Raw genomic sequence first — 16987 nt, forward strand, 5'->3', positions numbered from 1 at the left:
AGAATAATGATCTAGAAAAAGTCTAGACTTTTTCTAATATTTAAAATCAATGATGTTATTCCGCAGGAACCAATCCCGTTCCTGGTAGAAGCGTTCGGCCAGTCCGCTGTCCGGGACGCCCTTCTCCGCGTCCGGCAGGCCCAGGTGCCGGGCCAGGAAGGCCCGGAAGCGGAGCCGCTGCTTCTGGTCCGCGTCCTTCCCCGCCGCAGGGGCATAGGTCTGGCCCAGGGAGTCGAATTCGGCCCGCAGGGAGAGGATGCCCTCGGGAGCATGCCCGGGCTTGCCGGTGGAGAGGAAGCGGACGAATCCCGGGTCCGCGAAGGGGGCCAGGCAGCGGTGCTCCTGGTGGCAGGGACGGCTCTCCAGGCAGGGCAGGCAGTCGAAAACGGCCTGGTGGACCGTGTGGCCTAGGCCGTAGGGGCCGGTCTCGAAGCACCATGCCGAGGAGAGGAAGAAGGCGGTCACGGGCACGCCCAGGTGTGCTGCCAAGTGCATGGTTCCGGTGTCCGGGGTCAGGACGAGGTCCAGCCCGCCGACGGCCTCGGCCAGTCCGGCCCAGTCGGTTTTGCCGGAGAGGTCCGTGACCTTGTCCGCCAGTCGACCCGGCAGGGCCCGCAGCACGGCCTTGGCCGCCGGAATCTCGGCCTTGGAGCCCAGCAGGAGGATGCGGCCCCGGCCCGCGCGCTCGAAGGCGGCGGCCGCGAACCGGGCCAGGATTTCGGGCGGCAGGGAGCGCCGCGACTCGCGCCCGGCCAGGACCACGCCCATGCCTGCCCCTCCGGCCTTGGCCTCGGGATTGACCGCCTCGGGCGGCACGGGCGCGTCCGCGAAATGAGCCCAGAAGTCTACGAGATTGATGCCCAGGCGGCGCTGGCCGGACCAGCGCATGGCCAACTCGGGCCAGGGCGCCTGCAGGGGCTGGCCCTGCCTCCAGGTGTAGCCGTACACCTGCTCGGGGTCGAAGAGCGAGGCCAGGGCGAGGTTCAGGGGCGAGCGGTTCAGGTTGTATACCGTCTCGAACCGTTGGGCGACGAGCCCGGCGAAGGCGTGGCGGTTGCGCTCTAGCATGGCCGTGAACAGGGCCTCGGGCCCGGCCTGGGCCAGGCCGGCGCCGTGGGCGGTCACGGGATGCGTGACGACCTGGGGAAAGACCAGCCGGGCCAGGGGCCCCAGGGAGGCATCCAGGCAGAGGTGGACCTGTGTTCCGGGCTGGGCGCACAGGGAGAGGATGAGACGCTTGGTCTGGACGAGGTCCCCGAAGCGGGCCAGCTGGACGACGAGCACGTGTTTCATGGGCAACTGTCCGTGTTCCCTGCCTAACCCGGATGCACAGTTCCTGGCAAGACGCGCACTTTGCGTTTACAGAGCCCGGGGCCGTGGTATATGGATCGGGCCATGCGCTATTATCCCATGTTCGTGAATCTGGAGAACAAGAGCTGCCTCGTGGTGGGCGCGGGCGAGGTGGGGGCGCGCAAGATCGCCACCCTGCTCTCTTGCGGAGCCCGTTCCATCCTGGTCCTGGACACCCGCGAGCCCGACGAAGGCCTGAACGCCCTCTTGGAACAGCCCGGCGTGGCCTTCGAGCGCCGTGAGTTCCGCGACGCGGACCTGGACGGGCGTTTTCTGGTCATCGCCTCCACCAGCAACGAGGCCCTCAACTGGCGCATCAGCGACCTCTGCCGTAAGCGCAACCTGCTTTGCAACATCGTGGACCAGCCGGAGAAATGCAGTTTTATCGTGCCGGCCCTGGTGACTCAGGGCGATCTGACCCTGGCCATCTCCACCGGCGGCCAGAGCCCGGCCCTGGCCAAGCATCTGCGCAAGCACCTGCAGGAGTCCTTCGGCGCGGAATACGGGGCCTTCCTCGTGGTCATGGGCCGCCTGCGCCCCATGCTCCTGGAGCTGGACCGGCCCACCGGCGAGAACACCGCCGTGTTCCGAGCCGTGGTCGGCTCACGGCTCATGGAGTCCTTGGCGGCCAAGGATTTCGGCCAGGCCGCCGCCGTACTCGACGAACACCTGCCGGAACCGTTGCGTCCGCGCATCCCGGAGCTGCTGCATGGGCTCGTTTGAACTGCTGCAACTCATCGTCATCGCGGTTTATCTGGCGGGCACCCTGCTCTTCCTGGCCGGGGCCGCCCGAGCCAGGGAGAACCTCAAGCGTGCCGCCGCGCTCTTCGCCGTGGCCGGTCTGGCCTTCCACGGCGCGGACCTCTTCATCCAGATCCTGGAGCGCGGTCAGTTCCCCAGCGGCGGGGATTTCTACCTGAACCTCATCGCCTTCTGCGTGCTCCTGGCCGGGCTCGTGGTCTGGAAGCGGCTCAAGTCACGTTTTCTGGCCCTGGCCGTGCTGCCGCTGACCTTGCTCTTGTTCGTGGCCTCGCTGGCCGCCTCGGGCATCCGGGTGACGATCCCGCGCGAACTGACCCTGGTCTTCTTCGGCATGCACATCGCGGCCCTGGTGGCCTGCATGGCCCTGCTCACCTTGGCCTTCGGCTCGGGCTTGGCCTTTTTGAACCTGAACAAGAAGATCAAAAGCAAGGCCGGACCGGCGGCCCTAGGCAAGGATCTGCCCTCCCTGGACAACTTCGACCGGGTGAACCGCTGGGCCACGCTCTACGGCTTTCCGCTCTACACGGTGGGCCTTTTTTCCGGTTTTCTCTGGCGCTGGATGGACCCGCTGAAGAAGTTCGGCTGGGACCCCATGAACATCACGGCCCTGGCCGTCTGGTTCCTGTTCACCGCGCTCTTCTACCAGCGCACGGTGCTGGGCTGGCGCGGCCGCAAGCCCGCGCTCATGGCCATCGCGGTCTTCGCCTTCGTCGTCGTGGCCTTCCTCCATCACTCCATCACCTTCCGACCCTAGGCCATGGACAAGAAGATCATCCTGCTCGGGCTCAATCACCGTACCGCGCCGGTGGAGGTCCGCGAACAATACGCGCTGACGAACGTCGAGGGATTCGAGGAGGGGCTGCTCCGCGACTGCCCGGTGAGCGAGTGTCTGGCCCTGTCCACCTGCAACCGGGTGGAGATCCTGGCCGTCACCGACACGGACGAGGACGCCTCCGGGGCGGTCCTGTCCTACTGGGCCCGGGTCTGCGGCGGCGACGTGGGCGTGCTCTCCCCGCACGTCTACGCCCACGAGGGTCTGGCGGCCGTGGAGCACGTCTTCCGGGTCGCCGCGAGCCTGGACTCCATGATCATGGGCGAGCCCCAGATCCTGGGCCAGCTCAAGGCCTCCTACCGCAAGGCCGTGACCAAGGGCGCGGCCCGGGTCATCGTCAACCGCCTGCTGCACAAGTCCTTTTCCGTGGCCAAGCGGGTGCGCACCGAGACGGCCATAGCCTCCAGCGCGGTATCCATCAGCTTCGCGGCCGTGGAACTGGCCCGCAAGATCTTCGGCGATCTGGCGGGCAAGACGGCCATGCTCATCGGCGCGGGCGAGATGGCCGAACTGGCGGCCACGCATCTGCTGACCAACGGCATCTCCCGCCTGCTCATCGCCAACCGCACCCTGGCCCGGGCCAAGGAACTGGCCAAGACCATGCGCGGCGAGGCCGTGGCCTTCGAAGATCTGTTCGCCCGCCTGCCCGAGGCCGACATCGTCATCAGCTCCACGGGTTCGCCCACGGCCATCATCCACTCCCGGGACATGAAGGCCGTGCTCAAGGCCCGCAAGCACGCGGCCATGTTCTTCATCGACATCGCCGTGCCCCGGGACATCGATCCGGACGTGAACAGTCTGGACAACGTCTACCTCTACGACATCGACGATCTCAAGGAAGTGGTCGAGGGCAACCTGGCCCAGCGTCGGGAGGAGGCGGTCAAGGCCCAGGACATCGTGGTCGCCGAAACCGAGACCTTCGGCCGCTGGCTTAAGTCCCTGGACCTTCAGCCGACCATCGTGGACCTCATGGGCCGCGCCGAGGACATCGGCCGTCGTGAGCTGGCCCGGACCCTGCGCCGCATCGGCCCGGTGGACGAGGAGACGCGCAACGCACTGGAAACCCTGGTCCTCTCCGTGGGGCACAAGCTCCTGCACGAGCCGGTGGTCTACCTCAAGCGCCGGGCTCAGGAAGAGACCGCCGAGCGCTTCATCGACCAGGCGCGGCGAATGTTCAACCTGGACCGGGAAGACGTGCCGCAGGACGCCCACTCCGACCGCAAGAGGCCGGACGCGGATCCCGAAGACGAGGATGGCGGAGAACCGGTCTGCCACCCTCAACATTAGGACGAACCATGCGCAGCTACCAGATCGAGGATTTGACCGAGGAAAGCGTCCGCAGGATCGAGGCCCGGCTCACGGAGCTGGGATTGCGTGGCTCCCTGGACGGCATCTACTATCTTCCTGTACCCGCCGAACTGCTCGACACGGAGCAGAAGGCCCACGTCGAGACCTGCGGCCCGCACATCATGGCCCTGGAGGTCATCGACGGCGGCCGCCTCAAACTGGAACTCCTGGTCCGCGGCCGGGGCCCCCTGCGCTGTTCGTGCATCGCCTACGCCACACCCGCTCAGCGCGAACGTATGATTGATTTTTTGGATCAACTCATCAGGGATATGGATATCGCGGTTTGACCGCTCGGGGGAATGATGGCCGCTCCCCTGCCCCGAACCCTTCAGGAAATGCCGCCCCGTTGGGCGCATTTCTGCCTGGGGATTGAGCGCTTCACCGCCACGGACCTGGGCGTGTCCCCTTGGGCTTCCAGGGTTCTGGTGGCCTTTTCCGGCGGCCTGGACTCCACGGCTCTGTTGCTGGTCGCCGTCTGTCTGACCGCCCGGAACGGCGGATCGGTGCGGGCGGCGCACTTGGATCATGGGCTGCGTCCTGAGTCCGGCGAGGACGCCAGCGCGGCCCTCGATTTCTGCGCGGCCCTGGGTGTGCCCTGCTCCGTCCAGCGCGTGGACGTGGCCGCGTTGGCCGACAAGATGGGCACGGGCCTGGAGGACGCCGGACGCGAGGCGCGCCTGGAGTTCCTGGAGCAGGCCCGGGTCGAGGCCGGGGCCGACTGGATTCTCTTGGGCCATCACCTGGACGACCTGGCCGAGGATGTGCTCCTGCGCCTGGTGCGCGGCACGGGCTGGCCCGGGCTGTCCGGCATGCCCGGCCGGGACGACGGCCGCCGTCTGCTCCGGCCCCTGCTCCTCACGCCCAAGTCCACGCTACGGGATTTCCTCACCGACCTGTCGGCGTCCTGGCGCGAGGACTCCAGCAATCAGGAGCCCCTGTTCCGGCGCAACCGCATGCGCCATTCCGTGCTGCCCCTGCTGCTGGAGGAGAACCCGTCCTTTCTGGACTCCGTGGCCCGGCTCTGGAGGGTGGGGCGTCAGGACGAGGCGTTCTGGGAGGGGCAGGTTCGGGCCGTGCTGCCGGATGTCCGCGAAGCGGCTCTTCTGTTGCCGGACGCGATTCTGGAAACTGCGCCGTCGGCCCTGCGCTCCCGGCTGTGCAAGCGGGCCTTGGACTCCCTCGGGCCCGGCCAAGCTCTGGCCGAGAGCCTGTTCCAGCTGGATGACGCCTGGCGGGAGAATCGTCTGGGAAGCGTGTTCCAGTTTCCCGGGAACAAACAGGCCCAAGTGACGCGGGAAGGGATTTTTTTCTTAAGAAAAAGTCTTGAAAAATAACCGATTGCGCCATCGCAATAGCTCGGATTTCTGTCTATATTCTTTTATCCAGCTACATGGATGCGTTTCTTTTTGCGTGATTTTGATGCCGATGGAGCCGAAATGGAGCCCACGGGCCCCGTTTGCCGGGCCATCGACCCTTGAAAGCGGGAACGGTCATTGACAGCATCGGAACGACCGGCTAAAAGCTTGTGAAACTTTTGCACAAGGGCAAGGAGGAGTATTCCGTGAACATTCTCATTTTTGGCCCCAACGGCAGCGGCAAGGGCACCCAGGGCGCCCTCGTGAAAGAAAAATACAAGCTCGACCACATCGAGTCCGGCGCCATCTTCCGCAAGCACATCGGCGGCGGCACCGAGCTTGGCAAGAAGGCCAAGGAGTACATCGACCGCGGTGAGCTGGTGCCCGACGACATCACCATCCCCATGGTTCTCGACGTGCTCAAGGGCTCCGGCGCCAAAGGCTGGCTTCTGGACGGCTTCCCCCGCTCCATCGTGCAGGCCCAGAAGCTGTGGGACGCGCTGCAGGCCGCCGGTGTGAAGCTGGACTACGTGATCGAGATTCTGCTGCCCCGCCAGGTGGCCAAGAACCGGATCATGGGCCGCCGCCTGTGCGCCAATGACAACAACCATCCGAACAACATCTTCATCGACGCCATCAAGCCCAACGGCGATACGTGCCGGGTCTGCGGCGGCGCCCTCACGGCCCGCGGCGACGACCAGGACGAGAAGGCCATCGACAAGCGTCACGACATCTACTACGACACCACGACCGGCACACTGGCCGCAGCCTACTTCTACAAGGATCTGGCCAAGGCCGGCAAGACCAAGTATATTGAGCTGAACGGCGAGGGTTCCATCGGCTCCATCAAGGACACCCTCCTGGCTCAGCTGGCCTAGACGGAATCCACCTTGCGCATCGGGCCCCCTTCCCTTCCGGGAAGGGGGCCTTTTCATTCCGTCGGACCGAGCACTTCCCTGGCCGTATCCATGAACGCGGCCAGGGCCGGGGAGACCCAGCGTTCCTTGCGCCGGACCATTTGCGTCAGGACGGAGAAGTCCTTTTCCTTCCACGGCACGGTCGTGATGTCTCCAGTGCGTCGTTCGTTCTCCAGGCAGATGGCCGGAAGCAGGGCCACGCCCAGCCCGGAGGCCACGCAGCGTTTGATGGCCTCCACGTTGGAGAACTCCATCCAGGAAGCGGGTTGGTTGCCGCAGGCGGCCAGGCTGCGTTCAAAGGCCAGCCGGTAGCTGCAACGCGGCCCGGTGAAGATGATGGTCTCGTCGTTCAGGTCTCGGGCCCGCAGTGCGGCGCGTCCGGCCAGCCGGTGTCCAGGCGGCAGGGCAAGGACCATGTGTTCGAGTAGGAGTGTCTCGCTTTGGAAGCGCTCCTCCCGCACCGGCCCGCCGATGACGAAGGCGAGGTCCGCCCGGTCCTCGTCTAGGTAGGTCTTGATCTCCTCGTAGCTGGCCGGTTTGAGCACGAGGCGCACCTGGGGATGGCGCAGGCGGTAGCGGCGCAGGATTTCGGGCAGCCGATGTCCGGCCAGGGACTCCGAAGAACAGATGGTCAACTTGCCGCGCGGTTCCGCAGCCGGGCTCAGTGCGGCCAGGGCCTCCTCGGCCAGGGCCACGATGCGCTCCGCATAGGGCAGCAACGCCTCCCCCGTGGCGGTCAGCGTCACACGCCGTGGGCGGCGCTCGAACAGCGGCGACCCCAATTCTTCCTCCAGGGCTCGAAGCTGCGCCGAGACCGAGGACTGGGCCAGATGCACGGCCTGGGCAGCGCGTTTGAAACTGGCGCGTCGAGCGGCTTCGAGAAAGGTCCTGAGCTGACGGATGTCCACACCCCCTCCTCTATAGTTCGGAAAATCCGAATCATCATGGCGGAATGATTCGTTTGATCCGATAGGCTATCCGAGTCATCCTGCCGGAGTCAACACCGGGAGGAGCCATGACGACACACGCAGATGACAACGGGAAACTCGTGCGTTTCTCACTTGGCAAGGGCGGCGAGGTCGGCATCCGGGTCCGGTCGGATTGCGTGGCCGAATCCCTCAGGGCAGCAGTCGGCGTCGAGGTTGCGTTCGACGTGGACGGTGTGCTGCGCAGCTCCCCTTCCCTGCCGCCCGCGTGGCGCGGGTTGGGCCTGGCCGCAGTTTTTCGCACCCAAGAGTCCTTGCCGCTGCTCACTACTCCGGCGACCTTCCGGACCACTGCCGGTCCCAGGGAGGTGCGCCGCCGGGGACGGTTCGTGCATGTGGAGTATCCCGCTCCTTTGGTCTGGCGGGTGGACGAGCGACGTGGAACGGCTCTGGACGCGCTGCGGAGGCTCGGCCTGGAGCCGTGCGCGTCGATGGAGTGTCCCGCGCCCTGCTTCCTGGATCTGGACGGGGTGGTTTTGGCTGCCGCGCTGCGCGACGCCAAGGAACTGCACACCTGGAAGCCCGCCTCGCCCGTGAAGAAGGTGCTGGAAGACGCGGGGTGTTGTTGTCTGCTGCTCTGCCATGCGGCGGGCGGACGGGTTCTCGTCCGCTCCTGGCTTGGGGACGGACGGGAGGCCCCATCCCCCCTGGCCGCCGGGGCGGCGGCCAGTTTGACGCTGGCCGCCACGGACCGGAAGGCTTGCCAGGTCTGCTTCGAGAACGGGTTGGTGCTGCCGGTCCGTCTGCGTCGGGATGGGAGGCGCATCCACCGCCTCACCGTGGGGCTGTTGGCACGTTGAAAGAAAAGAGCCCCCCGCCGGGGCGGAGGGCTCTCAAAGTGGTCGTCGGTTGTGGGCTTACGCCTTGGCCGGAGCGGAATCCTGGGCCATGCGGCGCTTGCCGAAGTGCAGCAGGATGGGGCTGGCCACGAAGATCGACGAGTAGGTGCCCACGAAGATGCCGATGAGCAGGGCCAGGGCGAAGTCGTGGATCACCGCGCCGCCCAGGAGATAGAGACAGACCACCACGATCAGGGTCAGGCCCGAGGTCAGGATGGTCCGCGACAGGGTTTGGTTGATGGAGGTGTTGATGACCTCGGCGAACGTCCCGCCCTTGCCGTAGCGCAACGTCTCCCGGATGCGGTCGAAGACGATGATCGTGTCGTTGAGGGAGTAGCCGATGATGGTCAGGAGCGCGGCGATGACCGTGAGGTCGAACTCCTTGTTCATCAACGAGAATGCTCCCACTGTTATGATCACGTCATGGATGAGCGCCAGCACTGCCCCCAATGCGTAGGTCAGGTTCAGCCAGAGGCAGAGACCCAGGGTGATGACCATGGCCCCGACGATGAGCCAGGACGTGGACAAACCCAGGAACTGCAAGGCCGAGATGCCCACGAACAGGCCCGCGGCCATGATTCCGGCCGCGGTCCAGCGTTGCTCGAAACGGCCGGAGATGTAGATGGCGATGAGCAGGATGGCGTAATACATGGCTTCCAGGGCCTTGGAGCGGAGGTCCGCGCCGACCTTGGGGCCGACCATCTCCAGGCGGCGGATTTCGCCCTTGGCCTGGGGCAGATCCTTGGCCAGGGACTGGCCGATCATGGACCGCACCTCCTCGGAGGAAACCTCCGAGCTGGAGGTGCGCACCAGATATTCCGATTCCTCGGCGGCGCCCATCTGCTGGATGACCATGCCCGGCAGCTTCAAGCCCTCCAGGGCCCCGCGCACCTGGTTCATGTCGGTTTTTTCCTCGAACTTCACCTGGACGATGATGCCGCCGGCGAAGTCGATGCCGTAGCGGGGGCCGCCCTTGATCACCAGGGACACGAGTCCCAGGAGGATGAGGGCGGCTGAGACGCAGTAGGCGACATAACGGAAGCCGACGAAGTCGATTTTGGTATCCGGTCGGATGAATTGCAGGCCCATCTCGTCTCTCCTTAAATGCTGAGGGTGGCGGCTTCGGGGCGCCGCTTCACGTACCAGTCGAAGAAGATGCGCGACACGAAGATGGCCGTGAACATGGAGGTCAGGATGCCCAGGATCAGGGTCACGGCGAACCCGCGCACGGGCCCGGTGCCGAACTGGTAGAGGATCACCGCCGTGAGCACGCTGGTCAGGTTGGCGTCGACGATGGTCAGAGTGGCCCGGCTGAAGCCCAGATCCACCGCCGCCGCCGCGCTCAGGCCCAGGCGGATTTCCTCGCGTATGCGTTCGTAGATGAGCACGTTGGCGTCCACCGCCATGCCGATGGTCAGGATGATGCCCGCGATGCCCGGCAGGGTCAGGGTGGCGCCGAAGGCGGCCAGCCCGGCCATGGTCAGGACGATGTTCAGCAGCAGGACCACGTCGGCCACCAGCCCGGAGAGGCCGTAGTAGGCGATCATGAAGAGGATGATGGCCGCGCCGCCGACCAGGGTGGAGATCACGCCCTTGTCGATGGATTCCTGTCCCAGGGAGGGACCGACGGTGCGCTGTTCAAGCACGGTCACGGGCGCGGGCAGAGAACCGGCGCGCAGGACGACGGCCAGGTCGGCGGCCTCCTCGGGAGTGAAGCTGCCGGTGATGCTGGCGCGGCCCCCGGAGATCTTCTCCTGGATGACCGGGGCCGAATAGACCTTGCCGTCCAGGACGATGGCCATGCGCTTCTTCACGTTTTCGCCCGTGAGGCGCTCGAAGGTCTTGGCCCCGCGCGGGTTGAAGGCGATACCCACGTAGGGTTCGCCGTAGTTGCCGAAGTGTACCTGGGCGTCGCTGATGGCCTCGCCGGTGAGCACGGCCTCCTTGCGGAGCACGATGGGTTGCTCGGAATAGCCGCCGGCCTTGTTGCGGTGCATGAGCATGGAAAGCTCGGTGCCGGGCGGCACGATGCCCTTGACCGCCTGGGCCGGGTCGGCGCTGTCGTCGACCATCTTGAACTCCAGGTGGGCGGTCTTGCCGATGATCTTGATGGCCCGCTCGGGATCCTGCAGGCCGGGCAGCTGGACCTGGATGCGGTTCTCATCCTGCTGTTTGCGAATGTCCGGCTCGGCCACACCGAACTCATCGATGCGGTTGCGGATGGTCTTCACGGCCTGATCCAAGGTCATCTTGGTCAACTGCTTCACATACTCGGGCGTGAAGGCCAGGGTATAGACGGCGCGGCCCTCGCGGACCTCCTTGTTGTCCACCCGGAGATTGCCGAACTGTTTTTTGAGGATGCCTTCGAAGGCGTCCTGCTTCTCCAGCGTGAGCAACTGGGTCTCGATCTTCCCGCCCGGCAGAAGCGCGGGCTTGAGGACCACGATGTCGTCCTCGCGGGCGGAGTTGCGCAGGTCGTCTCCGGCGATGGACAGGCTGTTTTCCAAGGCCTTCTTCATGTCCACGCCCAAGGTCAGATGGATGCCGCCCTTGAGGTCGAGACCGAGATTGATGCGGCGGTTGGGCAAGAACTTGGCCAGGGGCGAGTCCTGCACGGCCGGAATGGAGGGCAGGACGTAGGCGGCCCCGAGGATGATCACCACCAGGGTGAGGGCCACTCTCCAAGTCATGTTTTTCATGGATTCTCCCGAACGGGTCCTTGGACGAAAACCGGCGGGCGCGCCAGAAAGACAGGGGCGAACCCTCCGAAAAAGCTCCGGGAGCGGTCCGCCTCACTGCCTCGCCGCGGCCCAGGGCCGGACGGGTTGCGAAAGCCTGCTACTTCTCTTCCTTGTCGGCCTTGCGCACCGGATTCATCAATCCGGCAACGTAATTCCGGTTCACTTTCACGGTCACGCCCTGGGCGATCTCCACGGTCAGGGAGTCTCCATCCACGTCCAGGACGGCGCCTTCGAGGCCGCCGGCGGTGAGAACCTTGTCGCCCTTGCGGATGCCCGCCAACATTTCCTTGTGCTGTTTGGCCTTCTTCTGCTGCGGGCGGATGAGCAGGAAGTAGAAGATGGCGAACATGAGAATGAGCGGCAGGAACGCGGTGATCGGGTTGCCGCCTTCTGCGCCGGCGCCGCCGGTGGAGCCCATGGCGTGGGCGATGGAATCAAAAAACATGAGACCTCCTCGGTTCGTTTGCCCGGATCAGGCCGGGACGTACAAGTTGCCGTACGGACGATGCGAGAAGGGGCGGACCTTGACGAATTTTTCGGCCATGATCTTCTTCGCGTCCACCTGGAGCTCCTTGGCGTAGTCCTTGACGACACCCGCGATGACCTTCAGATCGTCGGCGTCGCAAGGCTGGGTGTGCAGATGGGGGCCAAGCTGCTCCGGGGGAACATCGCCCCGGACGTAGATGACGCCGCCGTGCATGCCGGTGCCCAGGCTCCTTCCCGCTATCGGCGCGTCAGGCTTACCAGAAAACATTCCGAGAAGCAAAATGATTCCGCCGGCCATATATTCGCCCAGGAAATCACCGGCCTTGCCACCGACAACGATGATCGGAAGCTTGTCCATGTAGGCCTTCATGTGGATTCCCACGCGGTAGCCCACGTCGCCCTTGATGAAGATGCGGCCGCCGCGCATGGCGTAGCCGATGACGTCTCCGGCCATGCCCTCGACCACCACAAGACCGTCATCCATGGTGTTGCCCACGCCGTCCTGGGCGTTGGCGGCCACGCGGATCGCCGGACCGCGCATGAACGCGCCCATGTCCTGACCGGGCACACCCTTGACCAGGAAGCGCAGGTCGCCGATGAGGCCGGTGGCGATATAGCGCTGGCTGTTGACGTCTTCCAGGACGAAGTCGGTGTAGCCCGCGTCCACGGCCTCGCGGATTTTTTCATTGAACTGGCGATAATACGTCTCGCCCGCGTTCAGGGTCATCTTCTTGCGCGCTTTCGTTGCCATCGGTTCAGGCCTCCAGATTCACGATGACGGGTTCCCCGGCCTTGGGCATCCAGACCGAGTCCAGCTCCGGGCAGACAAGCCGCACCGCGCTTTCCTCGCTGGACATGAAGACCATGTCGTCCTTCTCGGCCACCAGGAGGGGGCGCAACTTGATGCGGTCGTTGAGGCCCATGAGCCCCGTGTTGTCGGCCACCAGGATGGCGAAGGGACCGTTGAGCAGGGCCGGACCGTAGACGGCCCGCAGCGTGGTGTAGAGTTCCCTGTCCTCCTCGGGCATGCGCGCGATCTCGTCCCAGAACGGCGGGGCGAAGACCTTGGCCGCCATCTCCTTGGACAGTCCGTGCTTGCGGATGAGCAGATCCAGAAGGTAGGCGACCACCTCGGTGTCGGTCATCAGGGTGCAGATGTAGTTGTGTTCGCAGAGGAAACGACGGTTGATGCCGTACGAGCTGATCTCGCCGTTATGCACGATGGACCAGTCCAGCAGCGTGAAGGGGTGCGCCCCGCCCCACCAGCCCGGGGTGTTGGTGGGAAAGCGGTTGTGTCCGGTCCAGATGTAGGCGCTGTATTCCTCCAGGCGGAAGAAGTCGGCCATGTCCTCGGGGAAGCCCACTCCCTTGAACGCTCCCATGTTCTTGCCGCTGGAGAAGACGAAGGCCCCGGGCACGCCGGAGTTGATCTTCATGACCACGGAAACCACGTAGTCCTTCTCGTCCAGCACTTCCTTCATGTCCTGGGGGCGGTCCTTCAGGGGCTTGAGGAAGAAGCGCCAGACCACGGGCGGGTTCTTCACCGAGAGCACGCGTCGGGTGGGAATGGGCTCCGAGGCGTGAATGGTGAAGTATTGCTTGAGGACTTCCTCGGCGGCGTCCAGCCCGGCCTGGTTGTCGCACATGAGGTGGAAGGCATAGAGGTCCGCGCGGTCCGGATAGATGCCGTAGGCCGCGAAGCCGCCGCCCAGGCCGTTGCCCCGGTCGTGCATGCAGGCCATGGCCTTGATGGGCACTTCGCCGTTGATCAGGCCTTTTTTCTTGTGGATGACGCCGAAGATGCCGCAACCGGCGATGTCCTTCTGGAAGTCGTAGTATCTTTCAGGTGCTTTCATCGGTTCCTCGCTTCGGCCTACTTGCCGCCGCCGTCCGGGTTCCAGGTCTTCTCGAAGACCTGCTCGGGCCACAGGAAGACGCCCGGCTCGCCGTGCATGAGCGTGCGCTTGGCGTCCCCGGGCAGGGGCATGCGGAATTTGATGAAGGACGTGTACATGCCGGCGTTGTCGATGTCGCCCACGAGCACGTAGCCCACCAGCCGGTCGTCCTTGAAGACGAGCTTGCGGTAGGTCTGGCGTTTCTCGTCCAGGTGGAAGGATATCTCGTACTCCTCGGGCTTGGGCGGATTCACCTGGCCCACGGAGACGGTAGGCAGACCGTAGAAGCTGATGGAGTTCATGGCCAGGCCGCCCTCGTATTTCTCCCCCGCCCCGGCCATGTTGCGCCCGGCGTAGTATCCCTGGTTGTAGGCGTTGGGCCAGATGGGAACCACGCGGTTGTCCTCGGTGATCATGTCCCGGGCCTGGGCCACGTCGCCGGCGGCGTACACGCCCTTGGTCCCGGTCTGAAGCTGATCGTCCACCAGAACGCCCCGGTCGGTCTTGATTCCGGCCTCCTTGGCCAGCGCCGCGTTGGGCACCACGCCGATGGCTACGATGACCGCCTCGCAGGGCACGAACATGCCGTCCGTGGTGAGCACGCCCATGACATGGCCCTTGTCGTCGCGGTGGATCTCCTTGGCCGTGACGCCGCAGCGTACGCCGATGCCGGTTTCGGCCAGACGGCGGGCGGCCAGGCGGCCGGCGTTCTCGTCGAAGGCCGCCGAAAGCACCCGCGAGGAGAGCTCCAGGATGGTCACGTCCACGCCCCGGTCGAAGAGGCTCTCGGCCGCCTTGAGGCCGATGAGTCCGCCGCCGATGACCACGGCGCGCTTGAGTTTTTTGGACGCGGCGATGAGCGCCTGGGCGTGGTCCAGGTTGGTGAAGTTATAGATGTCCGGGCCTTCGGAGCCGGGGATGGGCGGATTGAAGGGCACCCCGCCGGTGGCCAGGAGCAGCCGGTCGTAGGGAATGACTTCGCCCTTGTTGGTGGTCACGGTTTTTTTCTTGGCGTCGATGCCCGTGGCCGTGGTGTTCAGGCGCAGATCGACGCACATGCGGCGGTAGAAGTCTTCGCTGCGCAGATTCAGGCGCTCGGGTCCGATCTTGCCCGCCAGAAGATAGGAGATGAGCGGGCGACCGTAGGCCGGAACGTGTTCCGAGCCCAGAACCACGATGGTCCCCTCCTGGTCCAGCCTGCGGATTCCCTCAATGGCCCCGATGGAGGCCACGCCGTTGCCGATGATGACGTAGGTCATGGTCGTGCTCCTTGGGGGTTCAGCGTTCCTCGAAGATGAGGGCCCGGTTCGGACAGGCGGCCACGCAAGCGGGACCGCCCTCGCGGTCCTTGCAGAGGTCGCACTTGACGATCTTGTTCAGGGTGGGATGTCGCTGGATCGCTCCGTAGGGGCAGGCCATGAGGCAGGACCAGCAGCCCACGCATTTGTCCATGTCGTAGGTGGTGGTTCCGGTCTCGGGATCCTTTTGCAGGGCCCCGGAGATGCAGGCGGCCACGCAGGAGGGGTCGTCGCAGTGGCGGCAGGACAGGGCCACGCAGGTCGGGCCGTTTTCCTGGAAGCGCTTGCAGCTCTTGAGACCGTCCTCCAGGCGTTCCTTGGTGTAGGCGATGATCAGATCCTTGCTCTTGGAATGCACGGTGATGCAGGCCAGCTCGCAGAGGTGGCAGCCGATGCAGAATTCCTTGTTCGGATAGACGCGTTTCATGACGTTCCCCCTAGCGACCAGCGTGCTTCACGCCCAGGATGTCCATCTCCGTGGAGGAAAGACCCACGGCTCGGAGCTTGTCGCGGTTGCCGCGCAGGCTCTCGATGGAGTTCAGGCCCATGCCGCCAAGCATCTCCTCGATCTCGTGGCCCCAGGCCCGGACCAGATTGGCCATCTTTTTGGCCGCGATGTCCGGGTTCTGGCGCTTGGAGAGTTTGGCGTCGTTGGTGGCGATGCCCCAGGGACACTTGCCGGTGTAGCACTTGCCGCAGAGCGTGCAGCCCACGGCCAGCAGCGCGGCGGTGGCGATGTAGCAGGCGTCCGCGCCCAGGGCGATGGCCTTGACCACGTCGGCGCTGCAGCGTGTGCCGCCCGCGGCTACGATGGAGGCCCGGTTGCGGATGCCTTCGTCGCGCAGGCGCTGATCCACGGCGGCGATGGCCAGTTCGATGGGGATGCCGACGTTGTCGCGGATCATGGCCGGAGCCGCGCCCGTGCCGCCCCGTATGCCGTCGATGGCCACGATGTCGGCCCCGGCGCGCACGATGCCCGAGGCGATGGCGGCCACGTTGTGCACGGCCGCGATCTTCACCGAAACCGGCACCCGGTAGCGTGAGGCTTCCTTGAGGGCGAAGATGAGTTGATGCAGATCCTCGATGGAGTAGATGTCGTGGTGCGGGGCGGGCGAGATGGCGTCCGAACCCACCGGGATCATGCGCGTCTCGGAGACCTTCTCGTTGATTTTTTCGCCCGGCAGATGGCCGCCGATGCCCGGTTTGGCTCCCTGGCCGATCTTGATCTCGATGCCCGCTCCGGCGTTCAGGTAGTCGGGGTCCACGCCGAAGCGGCCCGAGGCCACCTGGACGATGGTGTTCTTTCCATACTGATAGAGCGACTTGTGCAGTCCGCCCTCGCCGGTGTTGTAACAGATGCCCAGTTCCGTGGCGGCCCGGGCCATGGCCACGTGCAGGTTGAAGTTGATCGAGCCGAAGCTCATGGCCGAGAACATGATCGGGTAGTTCAGTTCGATCTGCGGCCCGAGCTTGGTGGACAGCTTGGGTTTGGCCTTTTTGCCTTTGCCCGTGGTGGTGAACTCCACCCGATCCGGCTTGGAGCCGAGGAAGGTCTTCAGCTCCATGGGCTCGCGCAGGGGGTCGATGGAGGGGTTCGTGACCTGGCTTGCGTCCAGGAGGAGCTTGTCCCAGTAGACCGGGATGTCCACGGGCGAGCCCATGCCCGCCAGCAGGACGCCGCCGGTGTCGGCTTGCTTGTAGATATTTTTGAGGAAGACAGGTCGCCAGCAGGCATTGGGGCGGAACTCGGACTGGTTGAGCCGGATGCAGAGGGCTCCGGTGGGACAAAGGGCTTCGCAGCGATGGCAGCCGACGCACTTGGTGTTGTCGTGGCGAACCATTTGCCGCGCCTCGTCCCAGTAATGGGCCTCATAGGCGCATTGTCGGATGCAGACCTTGCAGTTGATGCACAGGTCTCTGTCCCGCACGATTCGGTAGTCGTGGTAGTTCTTGTTGATTGGTTGGAACAGCAAGTCCGCCACCTCGCTCCATGAAGAGTTGACACATCTTCCCCCGCTGTCGGCCGGGCCGGTTCGCGGCCGTCAAAGATGGGGGCGACCAGGAGATGCGCAAAAGGGGAGTCAGAAAATCACAAGAGCCCTACCCTGTCAAGAAGTGGGCCAATGACGTTCCGACAAGGCTTGGTGGCTATTTTTTCCGTCAGAGACGGTTTTTGCCA

17 protein-coding genes are annotated in these 16987 nt (G+C 64.9%); 7 read left to right on the forward strand and 10 right to left on the reverse strand.

Annotation, left to right across the window (positions count from 1 at the left end; genetic code table 11):
* Positions 1–33: 33 nt before the first annotated feature.
* On the reverse strand, positions 34–1293 hold the full coding sequence (locus H587_RS0103135; RefSeq protein WP_027175024.1) for a glycosyltransferase family 9 protein: 1260 nt from the start codon (positions 1291–1293) through the stop codon (positions 34–36).
* A gap of 102 nt (positions 1294–1395) precedes the next feature.
* Between H587_RS0103135 and H587_RS0103140 the strand changes: the two genes are divergently transcribed.
* From H587_RS0103140 to H587_RS0103165, 6 genes are all read left to right on the forward strand, one after another.
* A complete protein-coding gene (locus H587_RS0103140) occupies positions 1396–2073 on the forward strand; it encodes a precorrin-2 dehydrogenase/sirohydrochlorin ferrochelatase family protein (protein ID WP_027175025.1) in 678 nt (225 codons plus the stop codon).
* Positions 2060–2866 carry a cytochrome c biogenesis protein CcsA gene (ccsA, locus tag H587_RS0103145; RefSeq protein WP_027175026.1) on the forward strand — a complete coding sequence of 269 codons (807 nt, stop codon included), beginning with the start codon at positions 2060–2062 and terminating at the stop codon, positions 2864–2866. The genes H587_RS0103140 and ccsA overlap by 14 nt, the downstream gene beginning before the upstream one ends.
* A 3-nt stretch (positions 2867–2869) precedes the next feature.
* The gene (gene hemA / locus H587_RS0103150) at positions 2870–4231 is read left to right on the forward strand and encodes a glutamyl-tRNA reductase (RefSeq protein ID WP_027175027.1); all 1362 of its coding nucleotides are present in this window, start codon (positions 2870–2872) and stop codon (positions 4229–4231) included.
* 8 nt (positions 4232–4239) lie between these two features.
* Positions 4240–4578 (forward strand): hypothetical protein, encoded by a 339-nt coding sequence (locus tag H587_RS0103155; RefSeq protein ID WP_027175028.1) that lies wholly within the window; start codon positions 4240–4242, stop codon positions 4576–4578.
* A 15-nt stretch (positions 4579–4593) separates the two neighbouring features.
* Positions 4594–5625 carry a tRNA lysidine(34) synthetase TilS gene (gene tilS / locus H587_RS0103160; RefSeq protein WP_051202412.1) on the forward strand — a complete coding sequence of 344 codons (1032 nt, stop codon included), beginning with the start codon at positions 4594–4596 and terminating at the stop codon, positions 5623–5625.
* A gap of 227 nt (positions 5626–5852) precedes the next feature.
* Complete coding sequence (locus H587_RS0103165; RefSeq protein WP_027175030.1) at positions 5853–6524, forward strand: adenylate kinase; 672 nt, start codon at positions 5853–5855, stop codon at positions 6522–6524.
* Between the two features lie 53 nt (positions 6525–6577).
* On the opposite strand, the gene H587_RS0103170 is transcribed toward H587_RS0103165, so the two are convergent.
* On the reverse strand, positions 6578–7471 hold the full coding sequence (locus H587_RS0103170; RefSeq protein WP_027175031.1) for a LysR family transcriptional regulator: 894 nt from the start codon (positions 7469–7471) through the stop codon (positions 6578–6580).
* Between the two features lie 107 nt (positions 7472–7578).
* Here H587_RS0103170 and H587_RS0103175 point away from each other — a divergent pair, with 107 nt between their 5' ends.
* Positions 7579–8349 carry a hypothetical protein gene (locus H587_RS0103175; RefSeq protein WP_027175032.1) on the forward strand — a complete coding sequence of 257 codons (771 nt, stop codon included), beginning with the start codon at positions 7579–7581 and terminating at the stop codon, positions 8347–8349.
* Positions 8350–8406: 57 nt separating this feature from the next.
* On the opposite strand, the gene secF is transcribed toward H587_RS0103175, so the two are convergent.
* The 8 genes from secF to H587_RS0103215 form a co-directional block, all read right to left on the reverse strand.
* Positions 8407–9477: a protein translocase subunit SecF gene (gene secF / locus H587_RS0103180; protein WP_027175033.1), complete on the reverse strand. Its 1071-nt coding sequence runs from the start codon at positions 9475–9477 to the stop codon at positions 8407–8409.
* An 11-nt stretch (positions 9478–9488) separates the two neighbouring features.
* Positions 9489–11087, reverse strand: a complete 1599-nt coding sequence (secD, locus tag H587_RS0103185; RefSeq protein ID WP_027175034.1) for a protein translocase subunit SecD — start codon at positions 11085–11087, stop codon at positions 9489–9491.
* 139 nt (positions 11088–11226) lie between these two features.
* Positions 11227–11574, reverse strand: coding sequence for a preprotein translocase subunit YajC (gene yajC, locus H587_RS0103190; RefSeq protein ID WP_027175035.1), 348 nt, complete (start codon positions 11572–11574; stop codon positions 11227–11229).
* 27 nt (positions 11575–11601) lie between these two features.
* Positions 11602–12366 carry a GltB/FmdC/FwdC-like GXGXG domain-containing protein gene (locus H587_RS0103195; protein ID WP_027175036.1) on the reverse strand — a complete coding sequence of 255 codons (765 nt, stop codon included), beginning with the start codon at positions 12364–12366 and terminating at the stop codon, positions 11602–11604.
* Between the two features lie 4 nt (positions 12367–12370).
* On the reverse strand, positions 12371–13471 hold the full coding sequence (locus H587_RS0103200; protein ID WP_027175037.1) for a class II glutamine amidotransferase: 1101 nt from the start codon (positions 13469–13471) through the stop codon (positions 12371–12373).
* 17 nt (positions 13472–13488) lie between these two features.
* Positions 13489–14769, reverse strand: a complete 1281-nt coding sequence (locus tag H587_RS0103205; protein WP_027175038.1) for an NAD(P)/FAD-dependent oxidoreductase — start codon at positions 14767–14769, stop codon at positions 13489–13491.
* 19 nt (positions 14770–14788) lie between these two features.
* Positions 14789–15235, reverse strand: a complete 447-nt coding sequence (locus H587_RS0103210; RefSeq protein WP_027175039.1) for a 4Fe-4S dicluster domain-containing protein — start codon at positions 15233–15235, stop codon at positions 14789–14791.
* Between the two features lie 10 nt (positions 15236–15245).
* Positions 15246–16781, reverse strand: coding sequence for a glutamate synthase-related protein (locus H587_RS0103215; protein WP_027175040.1), 1536 nt, complete (start codon positions 16779–16781; stop codon positions 15246–15248).
* Between the last annotated feature and the right edge of the window lie 206 nt (positions 16782–16987).

Origin of the sequence: Desulfovibrio aminophilus DSM 12254, from assembly GCF_000422565.1 — a bacterium.
Taxonomy (GTDB): Bacteria; Desulfobacterota; Desulfovibrionia; order Desulfovibrionales; family Desulfovibrionaceae; genus Aminidesulfovibrio; species Aminidesulfovibrio aminophilus.